Origin of the sequence: Priestia sp. YIM B13551 (assembly GCF_042787905.1) — a bacterium.
GTDB lineage: Bacteria > Bacillota > Bacilli > Bacillales > Bacillaceae_H > Priestia.
This window is the reverse complement of record NZ_JBHZOX010000002.1, coordinates 1068264-1093535: the sequence shown is the minus strand read 5'-3', so window position 1 is coordinate 1093535 and position 25272 is coordinate 1068264. Positions and strand designations below refer to the sequence as shown.

Here is a 25272-nt window from a genome sequence, read left to right as displayed (position 1 = left end):
GATGAGGCTGGGACAAAAGTATTTTAGCTGAAGTGAAAAACGAACCATTAATCAACATGTTTGATTAGTGGTTCGTTTTTTTTTGTTATGATAAACGTAGGTTTTATCTGTTTCGTTCCTTCTAGCAGTTGATTGAAGGGCAGGGCGAAGACTCCTGCGGGAAAAGCGCAAGCGACGAGGAGGCTCATCACCCGCCGGCGGAAACCGGAGTTTTACACGGAAATCAACTGCAGTGTCACAAGCTGTTCAGCTCATTATCCCATTTGTTCGTCTTTAGTTTGAATTCATTTCGTTATGTCTCAACCTCATTTTTTATGGAATAAGAGACGGTAAGAATAGTATCATACAAAAATATGTCATGCTAAATAAATGGAATAAAAACGAATATTAAAAAATTTAATGACTAAAATGTTTGGTTTTTATCTAATATTAGAAGAAAAGCAGGTTGTTAGGTATGCTGACATTAAAAAATAACAAAAATTCATTTTTTTAAAAAAATAATAATAATTTTAATAAAAAATTAATATAACCTATTTATTTATCTGTCGAAAAATGATATATTATTTTCGATTAAGTAGTCGAACATCAGAGGTCTGATGACTTTTTAATATGGAGGAAGAATGATGTCTATACGTGCGGATAATCGGCACTTGTATTTACAAGTGATTGATAAAATTAAACAAAATATAGAAAAAGGAATTTTTAAAGAAAAGGAAAGACTCCCTTCAGAGTTTGATTTATCAAAGCAGCTAGGGGTTAGCCGCGCAACGCTACGTGAGGCACTTCGCATATTAGAAGAAGAGAATATTATTGTTCGCAGACACGGCGTGGGAACATTTGTCAACACGAAGCCTACTTTTTTGTCAGGGATTGAGCAATTAAATAGTATAACACATATGATTGAACAAGCCGGTATGAAGGCTGGAACAATCTTCTTATCTTCTCAAATACAAGAGTTGTCTGAAAATGATTTAACACGTTTTGCTTGCGGGGAAGACGAACAGATTTTATTTGTTGAACGGGTGAGAACGGCAAACGGAGAGCCGGTTGTATATTGCATGGACAAGGTTCCTCAAAAAATATTGCCTGAAAATTTCGAATATAAACAAGAGTCTTTGCTAGAAATTCTTGAAAAACAAGCAGGAAAACATATTTCATACGCAGTGGCAAACATTGAGCCTCTAGGCTATCATGAAAAAGTTTCTCCTATTTTACAATGCGAACCAGAAACCGCTTTGCTTGTGCTGAAACAAATGCATTATGACCAGCATGATGAACCCATTTTATATTCCATCAATTATTTTAAAGCAGATCAATTTAGTTTCCAAGTATTGCGTAAACGCATCTAGTTTTTTTGTGGTTAAATGTCAGAAAATTTATAACTGTTTAACATTGTCCTTTTAAGGAGGTGTCAAATGTAGGTCACAAGGACGAAATAGAAAATTGGCTTTATACTTTTAAAACTATTCAGGGGGTTAAAACATGTTAAAACGTAAAACGGGACTTGCATTATCACTAGTATTAGCGGCAGGAACACTTTTAAGCGCGTGTGGCTCAGACGACGCAGATAAGAGCGGCGGAGATAAAAAAGCGGCGGATTTTAAAGTGGGAATGGTAACAGATACGGGCGGGGTAGATGATAAATCGTTTAACCAATCTGCTTGGGAAGGTCTGACAAAGTTTGGGAAAGATAACGGACTTGATGAAGGGACTGGATATAAGTATTTGCAGTCTACAAAAGCATCTGAATACGAGAGCAATCTTTCTAAATTTGCTGAGAGTGGCTACAACTTGACGTATGGAATTGGCTTTTTATTAAAAGAAGATATTAAAAAAGCAGCAAAGCAGTATCCAGATGCTAACTTTGCATTAGTAGACGATACGCTAAAGTCAGAGAACTTAGATAACGTGGCAAGCATTCTATTTAAAGAAGAGCAAGGCTCTTTCTTAGTAGGTGTAGTGGCAGCTAAACAAACGAAAACGAACAAAATCGGCTTTATCGGAGGCGTTGAATCTCCATTAATCAAGAAGTTTGAAAACGGATTTAAAGCAGGTGTTAAATCTGTAAACCCAGATGCTGAAGTTATCTCTCAATACGCAGAAAGTTTTAACTCTCCAGAAAAAGGTTCAGCTATTGCTTCTACCATTTACAGCAAAGGCGCTGATATTATTTATCAAGCGGCTGGCGGTACTGGAAACGGCGTATTTACAGAAGCTAAAAACCGTTCAAAAGGCGGGAAAGACAAAAAGGTTTGGGTAATTGGAGTTGACCGCGATCAGCATGAAGAAGGTATGCCTGAAAACGTAACGTTAACTTCGATGGTTAAACGCGTTGACTTGGCTGTAGAAGATGTTGCCAAAAAAGCAATGGACGACAAATTCCCAGGTGGTAAAGAAGTTGTGTTTGGCTTAAAAGAAGACGGAGTAGGAATTGCTCCATCACAAGATAATGTAAGCAAAGATGCGTTAAAAGCAGTTGATGAGTATAAGCAAAAAATTCTAGACGGTGACATTACAGTGCCTCAAACGGATAAAGAATTTAAAGAGTTTGAAAAAACGCTTAAAAAATAAGCTGACGTCTGTTAAGCAATGATTATATGAGTATAAAAGGCTAGTGAAAACTAGCCTTTTTCATAGCTAAAAAACGGAAGACAGAATCCTGTAGCAGGCAGGAATAGGGAGTGAAAGCAGTGGAATATGTTATTGAAATGCTAGATATTCGCAAAGAGTTTCCCGGTATTGTCGCTAATGACAATATTACACTCCAAGTGAAAAAGGGAGAAATTCATGCTTTGTTAGGAGAAAATGGTGCAGGTAAGTCAACGCTGATGAACGTTTTATTTGGACTTTATCAGCCTGAAAAAGGGCAGATTCGTGTAAACGGCCAAGAAGTCAAAATCACGGACCCTAACGTAGCGAATGACTTAGGAATTGGGATGGTTCATCAGCATTTTATGCTCGTTCAAAACTTTACAGTAACAGAAAATATTATTCTTGGAAACGAACCGACGCGCACGGGGAAAATCAATATTAAAAAAGCAGCTCAAGATATTCAAGAGCTTTCAAATCAATATGGATTATCGGTAGATCCATATGCGAAGATTCAAGATATCTCAGTTGGCATGCAGCAGCGAGTGGAAATTTTAAAGACGCTTTACAGAGGAGCCGACATTCTTATTTTTGATGAACCTACTGCCGCCTTAACACCTCAGGAAATTACGGAATTAATTCAAATTATGAAAAAATTAATTCAAGAAGGAAAGTCGATTATTTTAATTACGCATAAATTAAAAGAAATTATGTCAGTATGTGACCGCTGTACAATTATTCGAAAAGGTGTCGGGGTTGGCACGGTAAATGTGCAAGAGACCAACCCTGATGAACTTGCTGCTTTAATGGTAGGAAGAGAAGTGCATTTTAAAACTGAAAAGAAAACAGCGACTCCAAAAGAAGCTGTGTTAACAATAAAAGAATTAGTAGTAGAAGACAGCCGAGGAGTAGAGGCTGTAAGTTCACTTGATCTAAGCGTTCGGGCAGGCGAAATTGTAGGCATCGCGGGTGTAGATGGGAATGGTCAAACAGAGCTGATTGAAGCAATTACGGGTCTGAGAAAAATAAAGTCGGGCTCGATCACATTAAAAAATCAAGAATTGTCTACGTTATCCACTCGTAAAATTACGGAGTCAGGAATAGGACATATTCCGCAGGATCGTCATAAGCACGGACTGGTATTAGATTATACAATAGGTGAAAATATTGGCCTTCAAACGTATTATCAAAAGCCGATGTCTAAATCAGGTATTTTAAATTATAAAGAGATGTATAAAAAGGCAAAAGAACTAATTGCAGAATATGATGTGCGAACGCCTAGTCAATATACACAAGCGCGATCGCTATCGGGGGGGAATCAGCAAAAAGCCATTATTGCCCGTGAAGTAGACCGCAGTCCGGAGCTATTAATTGCAGCTCAGCCAACGAGGGGGCTGGACGTAGGGGCCATTGAATTTATTCATAAGAAACTGATCGAAGAACGAGATAAAGGACGAGCAGTGCTGCTTGTTTCGCTAGAACTGGATGAAGTAATAAATTTAAGCGATCGCATTGCGGTTATTTATGAAGGGAAAATAGTCGACATTGTAGATCCAAAAGAAACGAATGAACAAGAGTTAGGCTTATTAATGGCAGGCGGTACGCGTGAGAAAGCGGGTGGAACAGCATGAATAAACTTGTGAAAAATGAACGTGTAATGATGATTTTGATCCCTGTTGTATCGGCCATATTAGGACTCATTGCCGGAGCGGTTATTATGTTACTAGGCGGCTATGATCCAATGCTTGGCTATCAATCTCTTTTTGACGGGATGTTTGGAACGCCAAAAGCCATTGGAGAAACGATTCGTGCCATGACTCCCCTTGCTCTGGCTGGTATCGCGGTTGCGTTTGCTTATAAAACCGGTCTCTTTAACATTGGAGTAGAAGGACAGCTTTTAGTTGGCTGGTTGGCTTCAGTATGGGTTGGGTATGCGTTTGATTTACCAGCAGTCATTCATATTCCTTTAGCTGTATTAGCAGCAGCTGCAGCTGGAGCAGTTTGGGCGTTTATTCCAGGATTTTTAAAAGCAAAATTTCATGTTCATGAAGTAATTGTTTCCATTATGATGAACTATATTGCCCTTTATACAACAAGCAGCTTAATCCGTACGTATTTATATGCGGGTAATGAAAAATCGTATGATATTAAGGAATCGGCATCTTTAGCATCAAGCTTTTTAGCACAGTTAACCGATAACTCCCGCCTTCATTACGGCATTCTTATTACCATCGCTGCAGCCATCGTAATGTGGTTTATTTTGAATAAAACAGCTAAGGGCTTCGAGCTAAGAGCTGTTGGTTTTAATCAACATGCTTCACAGTATGCAGGAATGAATGTAGGCCGAAACATTGTGTTATCCATGGCGATTTCAGGCGCTTTTGCCGGGCTTGCCGGGGCAATGGAAGGGCTTGGAACATTTCAGTATATGGGCACATTCACTGCGTTTACGGGTACGGGGTTTGACGGTATCGCCGTAGCTCTTTTAGGAGCTAACAGCGCAATTGGAATTTTATTAGCTTCATTCTTTTTCGGAGGATTGCAAACTGCGGCTCCTCAAATGAACTTTATGACAGGCGTACCGTCTGAATTAATTCAAATTGTCATTGCGCTTATTATCTTTTTTGTTGCATCTAGTTATTTAATTCGCTGGGTGCTTGGCCGTGCAGGCAAGGGGGGAGCAAAATGAACTTCTTAGAGGTGTTAGCCATTATTATTCCAGCGGCGCTTTATTCAGCTGCACCGCTTATCTTTACCGCGCTCGGAGGGATATTTAGTGAACGTTCCGGGGTCGTGAACATCGGATTAGAAGGGCTGATGATGTTTGGCGCGTTCACAGGTATTGTTTCAACCCTTTTACTTCAGGATTCATTAGGTGCTTGGGCCCCGTGGGTAGCGATAGTAATTGCGGCTGTTGTTTGCGCTGTGTTTTCGCTGATTCATGCTGTTGCAAGTATTACATTAAAAGCAGATCAAACTGTAAGTGGTGTAGCGCTGAATTTTCTAGCTGCGGGTCTTTCAATCTTTTTAATCAAAAAGATTTTTGGGAAAGGACAAACAGATTTTATCCAATTCCGTATCGATAAAGTAAGTATTCCAGGTCTATCAGACATTCCAGTAATCGGTAAAATTCTGTTTTCGAATGTTCCTATTACGTCTTATATTGCAATTGCGCTAGCTTTTGCTGTATGGTACATCATTTATAAAACGCCGTTTGGTCTTCGTCTTCGTTCAGTTGGTGAACACCCAATGGCAGCAGACACGATGGGGATCAAAGTTGTGAGAATGCGTTACGTTGGCGTTATGATTTCCGGAATGTTAGCTGGAATCGGCGGCGCGGTGTATGCTACATCTATCGCTACAAACTTTGCAGCGGGAACGATTGCTGGACAAGGGTTCCTTGCTATTGCAGCTATGATTTTTGGAAAATGGCATCCTATTGGTGCTTTAGGTGCAGCCATGTTTTTCGGGTTAGCACAGTCTTTGAGTATCACGGGAGCTCAGATTCCGGTTATTCAAGATATCCCATCCGTCCTTTTAACCATTGCACCGTACGTATTAACAATCTTAGCACTTACTGGTTTTGTAGGACGTGCTGAGGCTCCTAAAGCGCTAGGCGTTCCTTATGAAAAAGGCCGCCGCTAATAAATCCTCTATACGAGGTCTAACAATGACTAAAGTTGGATAAATATAGAAGGTGGAGATAAAGGAATCATATTCTTTTCTCCGCCTTTTTTCATTGAGAGAAAGAATATGAAAAGAAATGAGGAAGCGCGCGGCAAGTTACTTGAAAATGTTTCCTTGAATTCGATATAGTGGTTATAAGACTAAAATTAGCGTTAAAGATTCAAAATAGAAGTATTGTCTAGTTAATACATCAAAATTTAAAAGGAGGTTTATATATGAAATTATTGACTGAACAAAAACATGAACTAGAAGGATTGACTGTTCACACCATTCAAACAGCTAAGTACAAAACAAACACGTTCATTTTAAAACTAAATGCCCCTTTAGATAAGAAAACGGTGACAATGCGTGCCCTTTTACCTTATGTGCTTCAAAGCGCTACCGAGTCGCTGCCGTCTACGACAAAGCTTCGTACATATTTAGATGAGCTTTATGGTGCTACTTTACAAGTAGACTTAACAAAAAAAGGTGATAACCACGATATTACGATTCGCATTGATATAGCGAATGAAAAATATTTGAAAGATTCAACTCCGCTTTTGCAAAAAGCGTTAGCGCTTCTTGGCGATATTTTATTAAAGCCAGCAGTTGAAGGGGACTCTTTTTTAAAGGATATTATGACAAAAGAAAAGCGTTCGCTTCGTCAGAGAATTCAAGCCGTATTTGATGATAAAATGCGCTATGCTAATTTAAGATTAGTCGAAGAAATGTGTAAGGAAGAACCTTACTCTTTACATGTAAACGGTCAAATTGACGACGTGGAAGAAATTACAGGTGAAAGTTTGTACGCCTATTATCAGCAGGTGTTAAAAGAAGATGCCATTCACCTTTATGCTATTGGAGATTTGCAAGTCGAAGAGGTTTTACAAACAGTAAAAGAAACATTTACGTTACCAAAGCGCGAGCAAAAAGACATTGAAGATTCTATTACGTCTAAAGATATCTCAAAAGTAAATGAAGTAGTGGAAAAACAAGAAGTAAAACAAGGGAAATTAAATATTGGCTACCGCACAAATGTTGTGTACGGAGATAGACAGTATTTTGCTCTGCAAGTATTTAACGGTATATTCGGAGGTTTCTCACATTCTAAGCTATTTATCAATGTGCGTGAAAAAGCAAGCTTAGCCTATTATGCCGCTTCAAGGGTAGAAAGTCATAAGGGATTACTGATGGTCATGTCGGGTATTGATGCTAAAAATTACGACCAAGCCGTGACCATTATTAAAGAACAAATGCAGGAGATGAAGCAAGGGTCGTTCACAGACGGCGAAATCGCTCAAACAAAAGCCGTCATTCACAATCAGCTGCTTGAAACGGTGGATACTCCACGAGGACTAGTAGAGGTTATGTATCATAATGAATTAACAGGCAAAGACATTTCAATTGACGAATACTTAAAGCATATTGATGCGGTATCTAAGCAGGAAATTATTAAAGTGGCTGAGAAAATTGAAATGGATACAATTTATTTCTTAACAGGAACGGGCGGTGAAGAAAATGGAGAAAATTGAATTTTCGCAGCTTCAGGAACAGCTGTATCATGAAAAAATGGATAACGGGCTGCAGGTATATATTTTGCCAAAGCCGGAGTTTAACAAAACGTTTGCTACCTTTACAACGAACTACGGATCGATTGACAATCAATTCGTACCACTAAATGAAAATGAAATGACAAAAGTTCCGGACGGAATTGCACACTTTTTAGAGCATAAATTATTTGAAAAAGAAGACGGGGATGTCTTTCAGCAGTTTAGTAAACAAGGTGCTTCGGCCAATGCATTTACTTCTTTTACCCGCACAGCTTACTTATTCAGCTGTACGTCAAATTTTGAGGAAAACCTTGAAACATTAGTGGACTTTGTACAAGAGCCGTACTTCTCAGAAAAAACGGTCGAAAAAGAAAAAGGCATTATCGGTCAAGAAATTACAATGTATGACGACAATCCGGACTGGCGCTTGTATTTTGGTACCATTCAAAATATGTACAAAAACCACCCTGTTAAAATTGATATTGCCGGCACGATCGAATCGATTTCACATATTAATAAAGATTTGCTGTATACATGCTATGAAACGTTCTACCATCCAAGCAACATGCTGTTGTTCATTGTAGGCCCTGTTGATGCGGAAAAGGTAATGAAGCAAGTTCGAGACAATCAGCAGAAAAAAGATTATAAAGAAATATCTGACATACAGCGTCACTTTGACGAAGAGCCTGAAACGGTGGATCAAGAAAAACAAGTACTAAAAATGCCGGTGCAGTCTTCTAAATGTATGGTGGGTCTAAAAGCGAAAAATCCGCAGCGTTCAGGTGGAGAAATGCTTAAATATGAGTTAGCAATGAATATTATCTTAGATTACGCATTTGGCAAAAGCTCTTCGTACTATGAGGAGTTATATGCAGATGGGCTCATTGATGAAACATTTGCTTATGATTATACGGAGGAAAGAGGATTTGGTTTTGCTCTTATTGGGGGAGATACGGACCAACCCGAGCAGCTGTATGATCGAGTTAAACAAATTTTACTTGAAATGAAAACAAAATCACTAACAGAAGAAGAACTTGAACGTATCCGTAAAAAGAAAATCGGCGGATTTTTACGTTCATTAAACTCACCTGAGTTTATCGCTAATCAGTTTACACGCTATGCATTTAATGATATGAATTTATTTGATATTGTTGAAACGCTGGAAAAACTGAAGGTGAACGAAATAAAAGATGTGCTAAACGAGATTATTGATGAAAAGAACTTTACGGTTTGTGAAGTAGTACCTAAATAAAGATGATTGTTGCCAAAAAAGCTGATGTTCATCAGCTTTTTTGCATGTAAAGGAGAGAAGGTTATGGAGAAATTTGCCCTTGTGACAGGTGCAAGCGGAGGAATTGGCACAGCGATTGCTAAGCAATTGGCTGAGGATGGATATTCGCTTATTTTGCATTACCATCAACGAAGAGACAGAATAGAGGCGCTTGCACATGAGCTTGCTGAAAAGGTAAAAACCGTGTTTACGGTACAAGCGGATTTATCATGTAAAGAGGGAGTGGAGAAGTTTTTAGAGGAAATTATTGTTCCGGTAGAAGTTATTATTCATAACAGCGGACGAAGCGTTAGCGGGTTAATGACAGATACTCCGGCAAAAGAAACCGAAGAAATGATCTATCTTCACATCACGGCTCCCTTTGTTATTACCAAAGCTTTATTACCTAAAATGATTAGTGCTAAAAGCGGACAAATCATCATGATTTCTTCCATTTGGGGACTTACAGGAGCTTCATTTGAAGTCCTTTATTCAATGGTAAAAGGTGCACAAAATACGTTTGTAAAAGCTTTGGCAAAAGAGGTTGCACTAAGTGGGATTCGAGTAAATGGAGTTGCGCCCGGAGCGATTGAAACGGATATGATGGCCAGCTATTCAAAAGAAGAGGTCAAAGAGCTGGCTGAAGAGATCCCTTTAGGAAGAATAGGATATCCAAAAGAAGTGGCAGATGCGGTTTCATACTTAATATCTTCACGAGCTTCCTACATAACGGGACAAATATTATCGGTTAATGGCGGTTGGTACATATAAAGTGTGCATAAAATCAAAAACACGGTACAAACTATGATATGAATAAACCTTAAGGAGGGCTACTCATGTCAGTATTAGAAAACTGGGATAGCTGGAAAGATTTTTTAGGCGACCGTTTACATCATGCGCAAAACGAAGGAATGCAAGAAGAAGTTATTCATGATCTTGCTTATCAAATTGGTGGATATTTAGCAAACCAAGTTGATGCAAAAAATGATCAAGAGCGAATTTTAGCAGACCTTTGGAGCGTTGCTTCTAAAGAAGAGCAGCATGCGATTGCGAGCAGCATGGTGAAATTAGTTCAAAATAACGGATCAGTAAAATAAGTTATCGTTTTTAAAAAGGAGCTAATTCACCGCATGTGAAAGCTCCTTTTTTCTTAGAAATAAATAGTACAAATAAATAAGCGCTTACATACATAACAAATGTAGAACTACTTGTCTTTAGGGTTTATAATATAATGGAAATCATTTATAGTTAAACTAGGTGAAAAAAAGGGGGCACCTCTCGAAGGCCAGCCAAGAAATGGGAGGGGTTTGATGGAGAAAATTGAGTGGTATTTAGAATATCAGATACAAAAAAATCGTCCGGGTCTTTTAGGTGATATTTCATCGCTTCTTGGAATGTTGTCAATTAATATTGTCACAATTAACGGAGTGGATGATATTCGCCGTGGATTATTGCTGCGCTGTGATTCACATGAGCAAATAGACAGGCTTGAATCTATTTTGAAAACAATGGATAATATCATTGTGACAAAAATGAGACCGCCTAAATTGCGTGATAAGTTAGCAGTGCGTCACGGTCGCTATATTCAGCGGGACGCAGATGATAAAAAGACGTTCCGTTTCGTAAGAGATGAATTAGGTTTGCTCGTAGATTTTATGGCGGAACTGTTTAAACAAGACGGTCATAAGCTTATCGGCATTCGAGGTATGCCGCGAGTAGGCAAAACCGAATCCATTGTAGCAGCTAGCGTATGTGCGAACAAAAGGTGGCTTTTTGTGTCTTCTACACTCTTAAAACAAACGATTCGCAGTCAGCTTATTGCTGACGAATACAACGCTGATAATATTTTTATTATTGACGGGATTGTATCGACAAAACGAGCGAATGAAAAGCACTGGCAGCTTGTTCGAGAAGTAATGAATGTACCCGCGACAAAAATTGTGGAGCATCCGGATGTATTTGTACAAAATACCGAGTATTCGTTAGATGATTTTGCCTACATTATTGAAATAAGAAACGACCCCAATGAGAAAATTACATATGAAATAATGGAAGGTCCTCAAATGTTTCAAGACGGTGGATTATCGATGTTTGATTTTTAGCATAATTGGTAGGTGTTAGCATTGACAGAGTTAGGACAAAGGTTAAGACAAGAACGAGAAAGCAAAGGATTGTCGTTAGAGGATTTACAAAAACTAACGAAAATTCAAAAACGCTATTTACTTGGCATTGAAGAAGGCAATTATGAGGTTATGCCGGGGAAATTTTACGTACGAGCGTTTATTAAGCAATACTGCGAAGCAATTGGGTTGGACACAGATGCTATTTTTGAAGAATACAAATCAGACATTCCTTCAACTCAAACAGAAGACATGCCGCAGCAGCTTTCGCGCGTTCGCAGCCGCAAAGAAATTCCTCAGCATACAAAAGGAGTTTCAAAAGCATATGACTACCTTCCAACTGTTCTAGTGGTGGCGGGAGTTGTAGTTGTTGGGATTATTATTTGGGTAATCGCTCAAAATATCGTCTCGGATAAAAACAAGGAGCAGGCTAACCAAGAAGCTCCAAACAGCGAAGTTCAGCATTCTAACACGCAGGAAGAAACGAATGAAACTACTGCAAAAAATGACAATAGCAAGTCAGAAGATGAACAAAGTGCTGCTGATAAGAAAGAAAAAGAAAAAGCTGAAAAAGAAAAAGCCGCAAAAGAAAAAGCTGAGAAAGAAAAAGCTGAAAAAGAAAAGAAAGACAGCGGTAAACAAGAATACAAGGAAGTTCAAAAAACAGGCAGAAGTGCTACGTATGCTCTTTCCGGTACAGATGCATTTAATCTAGAAGTAACATCCACTCAAGCAGATACTTGGTTAGATGTGAAAAATGGAAAAGGAAATGCTTTCTTTAGCTCCATTCTAAAAAAAGGTGAAACAAAAGAATTTGATTTGACGAAAGAAACTGAAGCTCGTGTCAACATCGGTTATTCACCTGGAGTAGAGTTAAAAGTAAATGGAAAAGCGGTTGACTTGCCGTTTGATTCATCCAAGCAAGTTCGACAAGTTGTAACGATTCAATATCAGCCGGCAGAAGCACAGTAAACACCCTGTTTTAAAAAGTGATCAGGGTGTAAATAAAGATAATATGTGAATTAATCACTCATTCACGCTATAATAAAACCAAAGCCGTGCAAACAATTTCGTTTGCACGCTTTCAGTTTGTAACAGTAATTGGAGGCAGAAGAAGTGAATTTACCAAACAAGATTACCATTTCGCGGATTTTCCTAATTCCCGTATTCCTCATTTTTATGATGGTGCCGCTACCATTTGGCACAGTGGAGGCAGCAGGAAAAGAGATTCCGATCGCTCACCTATTAGGGGCAGCATTATTTATTATTGCATCTACAACAGACTGGATAGACGGATACTATGCCCGAAAGTACGACTTAGTCACGAACTTGGGCAAATTTTTAGATCCACTAGCAGACAAGCTATTGGTTTCAGCTGCGCTTGTAGCTATTGTTGACTTAGATTTAATTGCAGGTGCAGGATGGGCTGCTATCATCATTATTAGCCGTGAATTTGCTATCACTGGTTTAAGACTTGTACTAGCAGGGGAAGGGGAAGTTGTAGCAGCAAATATGTTAGGTAAAATTAAAACATGGACTCAAATTTTAGCTATTTCAGCTATTCTGTTGTATAACTTGCCTTTTGAATGGGTTTCCATTCCATTTGCTAGCGTAATGCTTTGGATCTCAGTGATTTTTACGGTTATTTCAGGCTGGGACTACTTTGCTAAAAACAAACAGGCTTTTGTTAACTCAAAATAAGTAAGATGGAGATGATATGATGAACGCTGAAATTATTGGAGTCGGCTCTGAGCTGCTGCTTGGACAAATTGCCAATACAAACGCTCAGTATTTATCGAAAAAATTAGCCGAACTTGGAATTAATGTTTACTATCATACGGTAGTAGGAGATAATGCACAGCGCTTAAAAGAAGTGATTGCTACAGCTCAAACGCGTGCAGAGTTAATTATTTTCACAGGCGGGCTTGGTCCTACAAAAGATGATTTAACAAAAGAAACAATTGCGAGTGTGCTAGGGGTAGAGTTGACAACAAATGCAGAAGCACTTGAAAGCATTGAAGCCTATTTCAAACAGTCAAATCGTGTCATGACACCTAACAATAAAAAACAGGCAATTGTGCTAGAAGGTTCGGCAGTGCTCCCTAACGATTACGGAATGGCTCCAGGTATGGGGCTTACGGTAGAGGGAAAACACTATATGCTATTTCCCGGGCCACCAAAAGAGCTTTATCCAATGTATGAATCGTATGGTCAAGAATTTTTAGCTCAAAAGCTTGAATTAAAAGAAAGTATTGAATCACGCGTTCTTCGCTTTTTCGGAATAGGAGAATCACAGCTTGAGACGGAAATTGAAGATTTGCTTGATGCGCAAACCAACCCGACGATTGCGCCGCTAGCAGGAGATGGAGAAGTGACGCTTCGCTTAACTGCTAAGCACGCTAATGCTGCTGAAGCACAGCGCATGTTAGACGAAGTGGAAAAAACCATTTCAGAGCGCGTAGGCGAGTATTTATATGGATACGAAGCAACTTCTTTACATAATGAATTGGTAAAGGAATTAACGGCACAAGGATTAACGATTGCTTCAGCCGAAAGTTTAACCGGCGGTTTATTCAGCGAACGTTTAACAACTGTTTCAGGTGCTGGAGAAGCTGTAAAAGGTAGCCTGGTCGCCTATCATTATGAAATCAAGCAAAATATTCTCGGAGTGAGCGAACACACGCTGAATCAGTACGGAGCCGTTAGCGAGCAGTGCGCGGCTGAAATGGCTCAGCGTATTCAACAGTTATACAAAACGGATATTGGCATCGGGTTTACAGGTGTAGCTGGGCCCTCCAAACAAGAAGGACATCCTGTAGGAACAGTATATATAGGGGTAGCCTATAAAGATCAAGCTCCTCAAGTTTACAGCCTGCAGCTATCTGGAAGCCGCCAGGGGATTCGTTCACGAACGGTTAATTATGGCTGTCATTACGTATTAAAGATGATAAAGAAATAAAGAAAAAAGGCTGTTTGGTTTTTCCAAAACAGCCTTTTTTTATAAAATAATAAACGAACATTTATTCGCTTTTTGCTTGTCAAACGACTCAAAAACTAGTATAGTAAGTTATAGAAAGTTGTTAATTCGACATTGCTACTACATCGTAGTAAGTTTGCAGTTTATAGATGATTTCAAAGAGATAGAGGAGGAAATTGAGTGAACGATCGTCAAGCAGCCCTTGATATGGCTTTAAAACAAATTGAAAAGCAATTTGGTAAAGGTTCAATTATGAAATTAGGTGAACAAACGGAAAAAAGAATTTCTACAATTCCAAGTGGTTCATTAGCGTTAGATATAGCTTTAGGTGTAGGTGGATATCCACGTGGACGTGTAGTTGAAGTATACGGTCCAGAAAGCTCAGGTAAAACAACAGTTGCTCTTCATGCGATTGCAGAAGTTCAACAGCAGGGCGGACAGGCTGCATTTATCGATGCGGAGCACGCGTTAGATCCTGTATATGCTCAAAAATTAGGTGTGAATATTGATGAGCTATTATTATCTCAGCCTGATACGGGAGAACAAGCTTTAGAAATCGCTGAAGCTTTAGTTCGAAGCGGTGCCGTAGATATTATCGTTGTTGACTCAGTAGCAGCATTAGTGCCAAAAGCGGAAATTGAAGGAGAAATGGGAGACTCTCACGTGGGTCTACAAGCTCGTTTAATGTCTCAAGCATTGCGTAAACTATCTGGAGCTATCAACAAGTCTAAAACAATCGCTATCTTTATTAACCAAATTCGTGAAAAAGTCGGCGTTATGTTTGGTAACCCTGAAACAACTCCTGGTGGACGTGCGCTTAAATTCTATTCTTCAGTGCGTCTAGAAGTACGTCGTGCAGAGCAGTTAAAGCAAGGAAACGATATTGTAGGTAACAAAACAAGAATTAAAGTTGTGAAAAACAAAGTAGCTCCGCCTTTCCGTGCTGCTGAAGTAGATATTATGTACGGAGAAGGTATTTCAAAAGAGGGTGAAATTTTGGATATCGCTTCTGAACTAGATATTGTTCAAAAAAGTGGATCTTGGTATTCATATAATGACGAGCGTCTAGGTCAAGGTCGTGAAAATGCAAAACAATTCTTAAAAGAAAATACTGATATTCGTCAGGAAATTGCGGGACAAGTGCGTGAACATCATGGTTTAGACCAAGATGGAGAGCCAGCTCCTGAGGATGACGATCAAGGCGATTTAAATATTTAATTTGCTGCGAGATAAAAAAAGACTCCTCTATTTCAAAGAAGGGGTCTTTTTTTTGTAAAAATTGTTAATGCTAGAAAAGTAACATACGAAATTTCAATATATACTGTAGAGGCAGGCTTGACAATAAAAATGCACAGATTTACAATTAAGATGTATATTTTCCCTTTTTAAAACATTTTAGCGTTTAAAAGCCTTTGTGTGTATATTGAAAGGTGAATACGATGTACATGCCGACATGAAATTTAAAACTTACAAGTTTATAGCAAGGGGAGGTGAAATGATGGATACTAATACAATCATCTTCGCTTTGCTTGGCCTAATCGTCGGTGCAGTTGTTGGCTTTTTTGTTTGTAAATCGATTGCTGAAGCTAAAATTGCGGGAGCAAAGTCTAGTGCAGAACAAATTATCGATGAAGGAACCCGCGAGGCGGAAGCTTTGAAAAAAGAAGCTTTACTAGAAGCGAAGGATGAAATCCATCAGCTTCGTACAGAGGCAGAACAAGATATTCGTGATCGTCGAGCAGAACTTCAAAAACAAGAAAATCGATTAATGCAAAAAGAGGAAAATCTTGATCGTAAAGACGAATCACTTGATAAACGTGAAGCGTTACTTGAAAAGAAAGATGATTCTCTTACTGTTAAACAACAGCATATTGAAGAGATGGAAAGCAAAGTTGAAGAAGTAGTACGTGCACAGCAAACAGAGCTAGAGCGCATTTCAAGCTTAACAAGAGAAGATGCAAGAGCGATTATTTTAGATCGTGTTGAAAATGAACTTTCCCACGACATTGCAATAATGGTAAAAGAAACAGAAAACCGTGCAAAAGAAGACGCCGATAAAAAGGCGAAAGAAATTCTTTCACTTGCTATTCAGCGTTGCGCAGCAGATCATGTTGCTGAAACGACTGTCTCAGTTGTTAACTTGCCAAATGACGAAATGAAAGGCCGAATTATTGGTCGAGAAGGTCGAAACATCCGTACGCTTGAAACTTTGACAGGAATTGATCTTATTATTGATGATACGCCAGAAGCAGTTATTTTATCAGGATTTGACCCAATTCGTCGTGAGACAGCAAGAATTGCACTTGATAAACTCGTTCAAGATGGTCGTATCCATCCCGCGCGTATTGAAGAAATGGTTGAAAAATCTCGCCGTGAAGTGGACGAATATATTCGTGAAGTTGGTGAACAAACGACGTTTGAAGTCGGTGTTCACGGGTTGCACCCAGACTTGATGAAAATTCTTGGTCGCTTAAAATTCAGAACAAGCTATGGTCAAAATGTGCTGAAACATTCAATGGAAGTAGCGCATTTATCAGGACTTATGGCTGCTGAATTAGGTGAAGATGAAACGTTAGCCAAACGAGCAGGATTGTTACATGATATTGGTAAAGCAATTGATCATGAGGTAGAAGGAAGTCACGTAGAAATCGGTGTTGAATTAGCTACAAAGTATAAAGAACATCCGGTTGTTATTAACGCGATTGCTTCTCACCATGGAGATACAGAACCAACATCAATCATTGCTGTACTAGTTGCAGCAGCGGATGCATTATCTGCTGCAAGACCAGGTGCTCGTAGTGAGACGTTAGAAAACTACATTCGTCGTCTTGAAAAGTTAGAAGAAATTTCAGAGTCTTATGAAGGCGTTGAAAAATCATTTGCGATTCAAGCAGGGCGTGAAGTTCGTATTATGGTGAAACCAGATACGATTGGTGATTTAGAAGCGCATCGACTTGCTCGAGATATCCGAAAACGAATTGAAGATGAGCTGGATTATCCTGGCCACATCAAAGTAACCGTTATTCGTGAAACAAGAGCAGTAGAGTATGCAAAATAAAAATGAAGTGGCGTTTCGCCACTTTATTTTTTTTCGTAGAGATGAAGATGCAGATTAAGAATGAAGTATAGGAGCTTTTACATGAGAATTTTATTTATTGGAGACGTAGTTGGTTCTCCAGGCCGTGAAATGGTTGAAGAATATTTACCAAGATTAAAAAGAAAATACTCTCCGGGACTTACAATTGTGAATGGAGAAAATGCAGCTTCGGGCAAAGGCATTACTGAAAAGATTTATCGTCAGTTCTTACAAGCAGGGGCTAACATTATTACCCTTGGTAACCACGCGTGGGACAAACGCGAAATTTTTGATTTTATTGACGATGCAAAAAATCTTGTTCGTCCAGCTAATTTTCCTGAAGGTACACCGGGCAAGGGAATTACGTATTTTACGTACAATCAGCTTGAGGTAGCCGTGATTAATTTACAAGGGCGCACGTTTATGGCTCCGCTTGATTGTCCATTTCATAAAGCAGATGAACTGATTGAAGAAGCACGTCAGCGCACTCCGCTTATTTTTATTGATTTTCATGCTGAAACAACAAGTGAAAAGCAAGCGATTAGCTGGTATGTGGACGGTCGTGTCAGCGCTGTTGTCGGCACTCATACGCATGTTCAAACAGCTGACAATCGTATATTGCCAAAAGGAACAGCCTACATCTCTGACGTAGGAATGACGGGACCTTATGACGGCATTTTAGGGATGGAGCGCGAAGCTGTTATTAAGCGTTTTTTAACGTCTCTTCCTGTTCGATTTGAAGTGCCAAAAGAAGGAAGAACGCAGCTTAGTGGAATCGTTATTGATATTGATCAAAAGACGGGGAAAGCAACAAAAACAGAGCGAATTTTAATTAACGAAGACCATCCATTTTTTGAATAAAGGGAAAAAGTCAATGTGTCGAAAGACGATACGTTGGCTTTTTTATTTTGTCAAAAACGTAAAAAGAAAAAAGAAAGGTGTAGAAATATAAGTTTTTGAATATTTAGGAAAAACAAGCAGGAATACGTTTGACATATCGTGAATATAGTAACATTGAAATCAATTAAGTCATTGGTCTAATGATCTCTCATCATACATTGTAAAGAATAAGGAGGAGCTAGATATGGAAATATTAAAAGTTTCAGCAAAGTCTAATCCAAATTCAGTTGCTGGTGCCTTAGCAGGCGTACTGCGCGAACGCGGCGCAGCAGAAATTCAAGCCATTGGGGCCGGCGCGCTTAATCAAGCAGTAAAAGCTGTAGCAATCGCAAGAGGGTTCGTTGCACCGAGTGGGGTTGATTTAATCTGCATCCCAGCTTTTACAGATATTCAAATTGATGGAGAAGAGCGAACAGCCATTAAATTAATTGTAGAGCCGCGATAATTATAAAAACCACGGACCTGTAAAGCATAGAAGCCAAACAGGTCCTTTTTGTATAGAGTTAAAGGGGTGTGGGTTGTGATATTTGATGCTCATTGTGATGTATTGATGAAACTCTGGCTAAATAAACGTTTATCTTTTACATATGATTCAGCGCTGCATGTGACGTTAGAAGGAATAAAAAAAGCAAAAGGGAAAGTTCAGCTATTCGCTATTTATATTCCAGAAGCGGTTCCGGCAGCTCAGCGCTTTGATGTTGCGTTAGAAATGATCCAGCTGTTTCAGAGTCATATTTTATCGCTTCCCGGTGTGAAATGGGTTCGTTCAAAACGCGATATAGATAGCTTGAAAAAAGGTGAAATAGGAGCAATGCTGACGCTTGAAGGCTGTGATGTCATTGATACAAGTTTAGTTCGCTTAAAGACACTTTTTTCACTGGGTGTACGTTCAGTAGGTTTGACATGGAATTACAGCAATGCTGTGTGTGACGGTATTTTAGAACCTCGCGGCGCGGGATTATCTTCTTTTGGAAGAGAAGTTGTTGAATTGAACAATGAATATAAAGTGTGGACGGATGTCTCTCATTTATCGGTAAGAGGTTTTTGGGATGTGATTGAGCTAGCGCAATATGTAGTGGCTACTCATTCCAATTCACACGTATTGTGTTCTCATCCCCGGAATTTAAGAGACGATCAAATTCATGCTTTAATAAAGCGAAACGGCGTGATTGGCATTACGTTTGTGCCTGAATTTTTAACGAGTTCTGCCAAAGCGCAAATAGCGGATGTGATCCGCCATCTTGATTACATGTGTGAAAGAGGAGGCGAATACTCCGTTGGTTTTGGCTCTGACTTTGACGGCATTGACAAAACGGTTCATCGTCTCGGAAGATATGAACAGTATACAAATTTAATCGAAGAACTCCTTAAGCATTACACTGAGGATCAGGTAAAACGTTTTCTGTTTCAAAACTTTGCTGATTGTGTATGCAGCTAATAAAAAAAGAGCTTTTTCTTCTTGGAAAAGCTCTTTTTTATACAAGTTATTTATATACTAATGCCTCATGTGAAGGCAGAAAAGATCATTAAAAAACTTCATCTTATTCATTAAATATAAATATAATTAAAACGATTGAGAATTCAATGGAAAGGGTTGCATTTTTCTGGCAATCGGAATAAAATTGAAAACGGATTACGGAGCTGCTCAAGCAGAAACGTATCCTGCACAGCGGCAAGGTGCTGTGGGAGTTTTGCAGATGATTTTGGTTGGTGAAATGCAGAAGCAAATGAAATCGTTTGCTAATTTACTTTTTTCAGTTTTTATCAATAAAATAGATTTCTATATTATGAGCAATTAAAGGAGTGGCGTTGATTTATGGTACAGCAACTTTCATGGAAAGTTGGCGGACAGCAGGGTGAGGGAATCGAAAGTACGGGAGAAATCTTTTCAACCGCTTTAAATCGATTAGGTTATTACTTATACGGCTATCGTCATTTTTCTTCTCGTATCAAAGGTGGACATACAAATAATAAGATTCGAGTGAGTACAACTCAGGTTCGATCTGTGTCAGATGATTTGGATATTTTAGTTGCGTTCGATCAGGAAACAATCGATGTAAACGTCCATGAGCTGCGCGTAGGTGGCGTTGTAATTGCAGATGCGAAATTCAACCCAAGTCTGCCCGAAACATGTACAACTGCTACGCTATATGCTGTTCCGTTTACGGAAATTGCAACGGAATTAGGAACGTCGCTAATGAAGAACATGGTTGCTGTTGGCGCTTCAAGTGCTGTGCTTCATATTGACACAGAAGTATTTGAAGAAGTAGTGCTTGAAATCTTCGGTAAAAAGGGCCAAAAAGTTGTACAAAAAAACATGGAAGCTATTAAAAAAGGTGCAGATTACATTCGTGAACAGCTAGGCGAACAATTAGAAACAATGAAACTAGATCCAGCGGATGGTAAAAAACGTATGTTTATGATTGGAAACGATGCGATTGCGCTAGGTGCTTTAGCCGGTGGGGCTCGTTTTATGCCAGCATATCCAATTACCCCTGCTTCAGAAATCATGGAATACTTAATTAAAAAGCTTCCTCAATTTGGTGGAACCGTTATTCAAACAGAAGATGAAATCGCAGCATGTACGATGGCTATCGGAGCTAACTATGCAGGCGTACGTGCGCTGACAGCATCAGCTGGACCTGGTCTATCATTAATGATGGAGTCGATTGGACTAGCGGGAATCACTGAGCAGCCTGTTGTTATTATAGATACGCAGCGCGGCGGTCCAAGTACAGGGCTTCCAACTAAGCAAGAACAGTCTGATTTAATGGCCATGATTTACGGTACGCACGGTGAAATTCCGAAGATCGTCATGGCGCCAAGTACGGTTGAAGAAGCATTCTACGATACGATTGAAGCGTTTAACTTAGCAGAAGAATATCAGTGTCCAGTTATTATGCTAACGGATTTACAGCTTTCACTTGGGAAGCAATCAGTAGAACCGCTTGACTATAACCGCGTTGAAATCCGCCGCGGTAAGCTTCAGCAAGGAGAGCTAGAAGAGCTAGAAGAAAAACAATACTACAAGCGCTACCGCGTAACAGAAGACGGCGTATCACCACGCGTCATTCCTGGAATGAAGCATGGCATTCATCATGTGACGGGAGTAGAACATGATGAGACAGGAAAGCCATCTGAATCTCCAGTGAACCGCGATGATCAAATGAATAAGCGTCTTCGTAAAACAAAAGGAATTCGTTTTAATACGCCAATTCATGTTCACTCTCATGAAAAAGAGTCTGATATTTTATTTGTTGGATTTAATTCGACGCGTGGAGTCATTGAAGAGGCAATGGAACGTTTGGAACAGGACGGTATAAAAGTAAATCACGCTCACATTCGTTTGATTCATCCTTTCCCAGCTGACGAACTGCTTCCTTACGTGCAAGGAGCTAAAAAAGTAGTCGTCGTTGAAAACAATGCTACTGGACAGCTTGCTAATATTTTAAAAATGAATATTGCAAGTCATGATAAAATTCAAAGCGTATTGAAGTATGATGGAAATCCATTTCTTCCGCAAGAAGTATACGCAAAAAGTAAGGAGATGTTTGTGTTAAATGGCAACGTTTAAAGATTTTCGTAACAGTGTAAAACCTAACTGGTGTCCGGGGTGTGGAGATTTCTCCGTACAAGCAGCCATTCAACGCGCATCTGCTAACGTAGGTTTAGAACCTCATGAGCTTGCTGTTATTTCAGGTATTGGATGTTCTGGACGTATCTCTGGTTATATTAATTCATATGGTTTTCACGGTATTCACGGACGTGCGCTTCCAATCGCTCAAGGTGTGAAAATGGCTAATCGTGACTTAACCGTTATCGCATCTGGCGGCGATGGAGATGGGTTTGCTATCGGTATGGGACACACGGTACATGCGATTCGCAGAAACATCGATGTGACGTATATCGTAATGGATAACCAAATCTATGGTTTAACAAAAGGACAAACATCTCCTCGTAGTGAAGTAGGATTCAAGACAAAAAGTACGCCTGAAGGATCAATCGAGTCGTCTTTATCTGTTATGGAGCTTGCGTTAACTTCTGGAGCAACGTTTGTGGCTCAAAGCTTTTCAACGAATTTAAAAGAGTTAACAAGCTTAATTGAACAAGGCATCCAGCATAAAGGTTTTTCTTTAATTAACGTATTTAGCCCGTGCGTAACGTATAACAAAGTGAACACGTATGATTGGTTTAAAGAAAACCTAACTAGTCTTAGCACAATTGAAGGTTATGATGCAAACAATCGTATGCAAGCTATGCAGACGTTAATGGAGCATAACGGCTTAGTAACAGGGCTTATTTATCAAAATGCGCATCAGCCGTCATATCAGCAGCTTGTTCACGGTTATAGTGAAGAGCCGCTGTCAAAAGCAGACTTAGGCATGACTGAGGAAAAATTTGATGAGCTAGTAGCTGAGTTTATGTAAAAGAGGCTGCAATAAAAGCAGTTTAGTAGAGGGGAAATCCGAACGTTGAACTGAGATTCTTGATGGAGAATCCAACTCGTTCGGATTTTTTCATAGTGATAGCGAACGTAGGTTTCATGTAGGGAGTGGCTTCTAGCTGTTAATTGGAGAGCTAGGAGAAGGCTCCTACGGGAAAAGCGAAATAGGTGAGAACCCGCGGGAGCGGAAGCGACGAGGAGGCTCATCGGCCGCTTGCCGAAAGCGAAGTTTTGCACAGAAATCAACAACGGTGTAATAAGCGAATTTCTATGAGCTCTTTTATCCCATTTGTTCGTCTCTAAAATAGGTTAATTTAGTTATGTATCAATCTCTTTTTGTGATTTAATAAATATTTCGAAAGTCGAACGAAATTTTAACGAAACAGGTATAGAAAATAGGTATATGATTGTGTTCGCTACTTGAAAGTTATATACTATGTTAATGTGATGAGTTTTATGCATAAGCATAAGGCTCTCACATTTTTTTGCGATTTACAGGTGCAACGTGACAATTGTCATGGCGAAAGGAGATTTTTTTATGAATGAAAAACAACGTTTAGAAAGCAACCAAGTTAATCCAGCGGACAAAAAATCCGAAAAGGATTACAGTAAATATTTTCAAACAGTATACATGCCGCCTTCTTTAAAAGATGCGAAAAAACGAGGAAAAGAAGAAGTTTCCTATCACAATGATTTTGCAATCGATGAACAGTTTCATGGAATGGGACAGGGACGTAAGTTTTATATCCGTACGTACGGCTGTCAAATGAATGAGCACGATACAGAAGTAATGGCTGGTATTTTTCTAGGCCTTGGCTACGAGCCAACTGACTCTGTTGAAGATGCTCATGTTATTTTATTGAATACGTGTGCAATCCGTGAAAATGCGGAAAATAAAGTGTTTGGTGAATTAGGACACTTGAAGGCCTTGAAGCGCGAGCGCCCTGAATTATTAATCGGCGTCTGCGGATGTATGTCTCAAGAAGAGTCAGTTGTAAATAAAATTTTACAAAAACATCAGCACGTGGATATGATTTTTGGTACACACAACATTCACCGTTTGCCTCACATTCTAAATGAAGCATACTTAGCAAAAGAAATGGTGATTGAAGTATGGTCTAAAGAAGGGGACGTTATTGAAAACCTTCCAAGAGCACGTAAAGGCAGCGTCAAAGCATGGGTTAACATCATGTACGGCTGTGACAAGTTCTGTACGTACTGTATCGTTCCGTATACGCGAGGAAAAGAACGAAGCCGCCGTCCAGAAGACATTATCCAAGAAGTACGTCATTTAGCTGCTCAAGGCTACAAAGAAATTACGCTTTTAGGCCAAAATGTTAATGCATACGGAAAAGATTTTGAAGACATAACGTACGGCCTAGGCGACTTAATGGACGAAATCCGTAAAATTGACGTTGCTCGTATCCGTTTTACAACAAGTCATCCTCGCGACTTTGATGACCGTTTAATTGAAGTTCTTGCTAAAGGCGGAAATCTTGTCGACCATATTCACTTGCCTGTGCAATCAGGAAGCAGCGATATCTTAAAAATTATGGCACGAAAATATTCTCGTGAACATTATTTAGAGCTTGTTCGTAAAATTAAAGAAGCCATTCCAACAGCATCATTAACAACTGATATTATTGTTGGTTTCCCAAATGAAACGGATGAGCAGTTTGAAGAAACAATGTCGCTATATCGTGAGGTTGAATTCGATAGTGCTTATACATTTATTTATTCACCTCGTGAAGGTACGCCAGCTGCTAAGATGCAAGACAACGTACCAATGGAAGTGAAAAAAGAGCGTCTTCAGCGCTTAAATGCTCTCGTAAATGAAATTTCTGCAAAGAAATTGAAGGAATATGAAGGTAAAGTTGTCGAAGTATTAGTAGAAGGTGAAAGTAAAAATAATCCGGAAGTATTAGCAGGCTACACGGAAAAAAGTAAGCTTGTAAACTTCAAAGCACCTAAGTCAGTGATTGGTCAACTTGTAAAAGTAAAAGTTACAAAAGCCAAAACATGGACATTAAACGGGGAAATGGTAGAAGAAACAGCAGAGGTGAAGTAATATGGCGCAGTATAACAAGAGTGACGTAATTAAACGTGCTCAAGAGCTGGCAAAAATGATTGCTGAAACGGAAGAAGTAGATTTCTTCAAGCGTGCCGAAGCTCAGCTTAACGAAAATCAAAAAGTGCGTGAAACCATTGCAAGCATTAAAAGCTTGCAAAAACAAGCTGTTAATTTCCAACATTATGGTAAAACAGAAGCGTTAAAACAAGTGGAGGCAAAAATCGATCGTTTACAGGAAGAGCTGGATGAACTGCCGATTATTCAGCAGTTTCAAGAGTCTCAAATAAACGTGAATGATTTGCTTCAACTTGTCGCTAACACTATTTCAACCACAGTAACCGATGAGATTATTGTGTCAACAGATGGTGATTTACTGCGCGGCGAAACGGGTTCACAGGTGCGAAACAGCCCTGGGTCTAGCTGCTCATAAAGAAAAAATGCCTCAGCAATTTGCTGAGGCATTTTTTTGTGCATCCCGTGGCATAAAATTGGGCAGATTTTCTCTCTAATAATTGTCACGTTTTTCTATATCCTTGCATACAATGGAACATAGGTTTTTTATGCCTTAAACCTAGTTTCTTAAAAATAATGTGCAAACAAGTGAATGAG

General features: G+C 39.3%; 24 protein-coding genes. All 24 read left to right on the top strand.

Annotated elements, in window-relative coordinates; genetic code table 11:
* Positions 1-128: 128 nt before the first annotated feature.
* The 24 genes from ACFX4N_RS15245 to ACFX4N_RS15130 all read left to right on the top strand — a co-directional run bounded on the left by ACFX4N_RS15245 (position 129) and on the right by ACFX4N_RS15130 (position 25093).
* On the top strand, positions 129-323 hold the full coding sequence (locus ACFX4N_RS15245) for a hypothetical protein (RefSeq protein ID WP_377261740.1): 195 nt from the start codon (positions 129-131) through the stop codon (positions 321-323).
* A 300-nt stretch (positions 324-623) separates the two neighbouring features.
* A complete protein-coding gene (locus ACFX4N_RS15240; RefSeq protein ID WP_057273934.1) occupies positions 624-1349 on the top strand; it encodes a GntR family transcriptional regulator in 726 nt (241 codons plus the stop codon).
* Between the two features lie 133 nt (positions 1350-1482).
* Positions 1483-2571, top strand: coding sequence for a BMP family lipoprotein (locus ACFX4N_RS15235; protein ID WP_057273933.1), 1089 nt, complete (start codon positions 1483-1485; stop codon positions 2569-2571).
* 119 nt (positions 2572-2690) lie between these two features.
* Positions 2691-4220 (top strand): ABC transporter ATP-binding protein, encoded by a 1530-nt coding sequence (locus ACFX4N_RS15230; RefSeq protein WP_057273932.1) that lies wholly within the window; start codon positions 2691-2693, stop codon positions 4218-4220.
* Positions 4217-5278 carry an ABC transporter permease gene (locus ACFX4N_RS15225; RefSeq protein ID WP_013058814.1) on the top strand — a complete coding sequence of 354 codons (1062 nt, stop codon included), beginning with the start codon at positions 4217-4219 and terminating at the stop codon, positions 5276-5278. Before ACFX4N_RS15230 ends, ACFX4N_RS15225 begins: the two co-directional genes overlap by 4 nt.
* Positions 5275-6234: an ABC transporter permease gene (locus ACFX4N_RS15220; protein WP_013058813.1), complete on the top strand. Its 960-nt coding sequence runs from the start codon at positions 5275-5277 to the stop codon at positions 6232-6234. The genes ACFX4N_RS15225 and ACFX4N_RS15220 overlap by 4 nt, the downstream gene beginning before the upstream one ends.
* Positions 6235-6491: 257 nt before the next feature.
* Complete coding sequence (gene yfmF, locus ACFX4N_RS15215) at positions 6492-7787, top strand: EF-P 5-aminopentanol modification-associated protein YfmF (protein WP_013058812.1); 1296 nt, start codon at positions 6492-6494, stop codon at positions 7785-7787.
* Positions 7774-9057 carry an EF-P 5-aminopentanol modification-associated protein YfmH gene (yfmH, locus tag ACFX4N_RS15210; protein ID WP_025750276.1) on the top strand — a complete coding sequence of 428 codons (1284 nt, stop codon included), beginning with the start codon at positions 7774-7776 and terminating at the stop codon, positions 9055-9057. The genes yfmF and yfmH overlap by 14 nt, the downstream gene beginning before the upstream one ends.
* 63 nt (positions 9058-9120) lie before the next feature.
* Entirely contained in the window at positions 9121-9846 is a 726-nt protein-coding gene (gene ymfI / locus ACFX4N_RS15205; RefSeq protein WP_013058810.1) for an elongation factor P 5-aminopentanone reductase, read from the top strand.
* Between the two features lie 65 nt (positions 9847-9911).
* Complete coding sequence (locus ACFX4N_RS15200) at positions 9912-10172, top strand: DUF3243 domain-containing protein (RefSeq protein WP_013058809.1); 261 nt, start codon at positions 9912-9914, stop codon at positions 10170-10172.
* A gap of 213 nt (positions 10173-10385) precedes the next feature.
* The gene (locus tag ACFX4N_RS15195; RefSeq protein WP_013058808.1) at positions 10386-11177 is read left to right on the top strand and encodes a DUF3388 domain-containing protein; all 792 of its coding nucleotides are present in this window, start codon (positions 10386-10388) and stop codon (positions 11175-11177) included.
* A 12-nt stretch (positions 11178-11189) separates the two neighbouring features.
* Positions 11190-12167, top strand: a complete 978-nt coding sequence (locus ACFX4N_RS15190) for a helix-turn-helix domain-containing protein (protein WP_377261734.1) — start codon at positions 11190-11192, stop codon at positions 12165-12167.
* A 144-nt stretch (positions 12168-12311) separates the two neighbouring features.
* Positions 12312-12896, top strand: coding sequence for a CDP-diacylglycerol--glycerol-3-phosphate 3-phosphatidyltransferase (gene pgsA / locus ACFX4N_RS15185; RefSeq protein ID WP_013058806.1), 585 nt, complete (start codon positions 12312-12314; stop codon positions 12894-12896).
* A gap of 16 nt (positions 12897-12912) precedes the next feature.
* Complete coding sequence (locus tag ACFX4N_RS15180) at positions 12913-14154, top strand: competence/damage-inducible protein A (RefSeq protein WP_053487691.1); 1242 nt, start codon at positions 12913-12915, stop codon at positions 14152-14154.
* A gap of 198 nt (positions 14155-14352) precedes the next feature.
* A complete protein-coding gene (recA, locus tag ACFX4N_RS15175) occupies positions 14353-15390 on the top strand; it encodes a recombinase RecA (protein ID WP_013058804.1) in 1038 nt (345 codons plus the stop codon).
* Positions 15391-15670: 280 nt separating this feature from the next.
* Entirely contained in the window at positions 15671-17230 is a 1560-nt protein-coding gene (gene rny / locus ACFX4N_RS15170) for a ribonuclease Y (RefSeq protein ID WP_013058803.1), read from the top strand.
* Between the two features lie 81 nt (positions 17231-17311).
* The gene (locus ACFX4N_RS15165; RefSeq protein WP_029320635.1) at positions 17312-18109 is read left to right on the top strand and encodes a TIGR00282 family metallophosphoesterase; all 798 of its coding nucleotides are present in this window, start codon (positions 17312-17314) and stop codon (positions 18107-18109) included.
* Positions 18110-18332: 223 nt separating this feature from the next.
* On the top strand, positions 18333-18593 hold the full coding sequence (spoVS, locus tag ACFX4N_RS15160; RefSeq protein ID WP_003181955.1) for a stage V sporulation protein SpoVS: 261 nt from the start codon (positions 18333-18335) through the stop codon (positions 18591-18593).
* Between the two features lie 75 nt (positions 18594-18668).
* Complete coding sequence (locus ACFX4N_RS15155; protein ID WP_057273931.1) at positions 18669-19586, top strand: dipeptidase; 918 nt, start codon at positions 18669-18671, stop codon at positions 19584-19586.
* 184 nt (positions 19587-19770) lie between these two features.
* The gene (locus ACFX4N_RS15150; RefSeq protein ID WP_155660653.1) at positions 19771-19947 is read left to right on the top strand and encodes a hypothetical protein; all 177 of its coding nucleotides are present in this window, start codon (positions 19771-19773) and stop codon (positions 19945-19947) included.
* Between the two features lie 17 nt (positions 19948-19964).
* On the top strand, positions 19965-21722 hold the full coding sequence (locus ACFX4N_RS15145; protein ID WP_013058800.1) for a 2-oxoacid:acceptor oxidoreductase subunit alpha: 1758 nt from the start codon (positions 19965-19967) through the stop codon (positions 21720-21722).
* Entirely contained in the window at positions 21709-22575 is an 867-nt protein-coding gene (locus ACFX4N_RS15140; protein ID WP_013058799.1) for a 2-oxoacid:ferredoxin oxidoreductase subunit beta, read from the top strand. The genes ACFX4N_RS15145 and ACFX4N_RS15140 overlap by 14 nt, the downstream gene beginning before the upstream one ends.
* Positions 22576-23130: 555 nt before the next feature.
* Positions 23131-24660, top strand: a complete 1530-nt coding sequence (gene miaB, locus ACFX4N_RS15135; protein WP_013084741.1) for a tRNA (N6-isopentenyl adenosine(37)-C2)-methylthiotransferase MiaB — start codon at positions 23131-23133, stop codon at positions 24658-24660.
* A 1-nt stretch (position 24661) separates the two neighbouring features.
* Entirely contained in the window at positions 24662-25093 is a 432-nt protein-coding gene (locus ACFX4N_RS15130; protein ID WP_057273930.1) for a YlbF/YmcA family competence regulator, read from the top strand.
* The last annotated feature ends 179 nt before the right edge of the window (positions 25094-25272 follow it).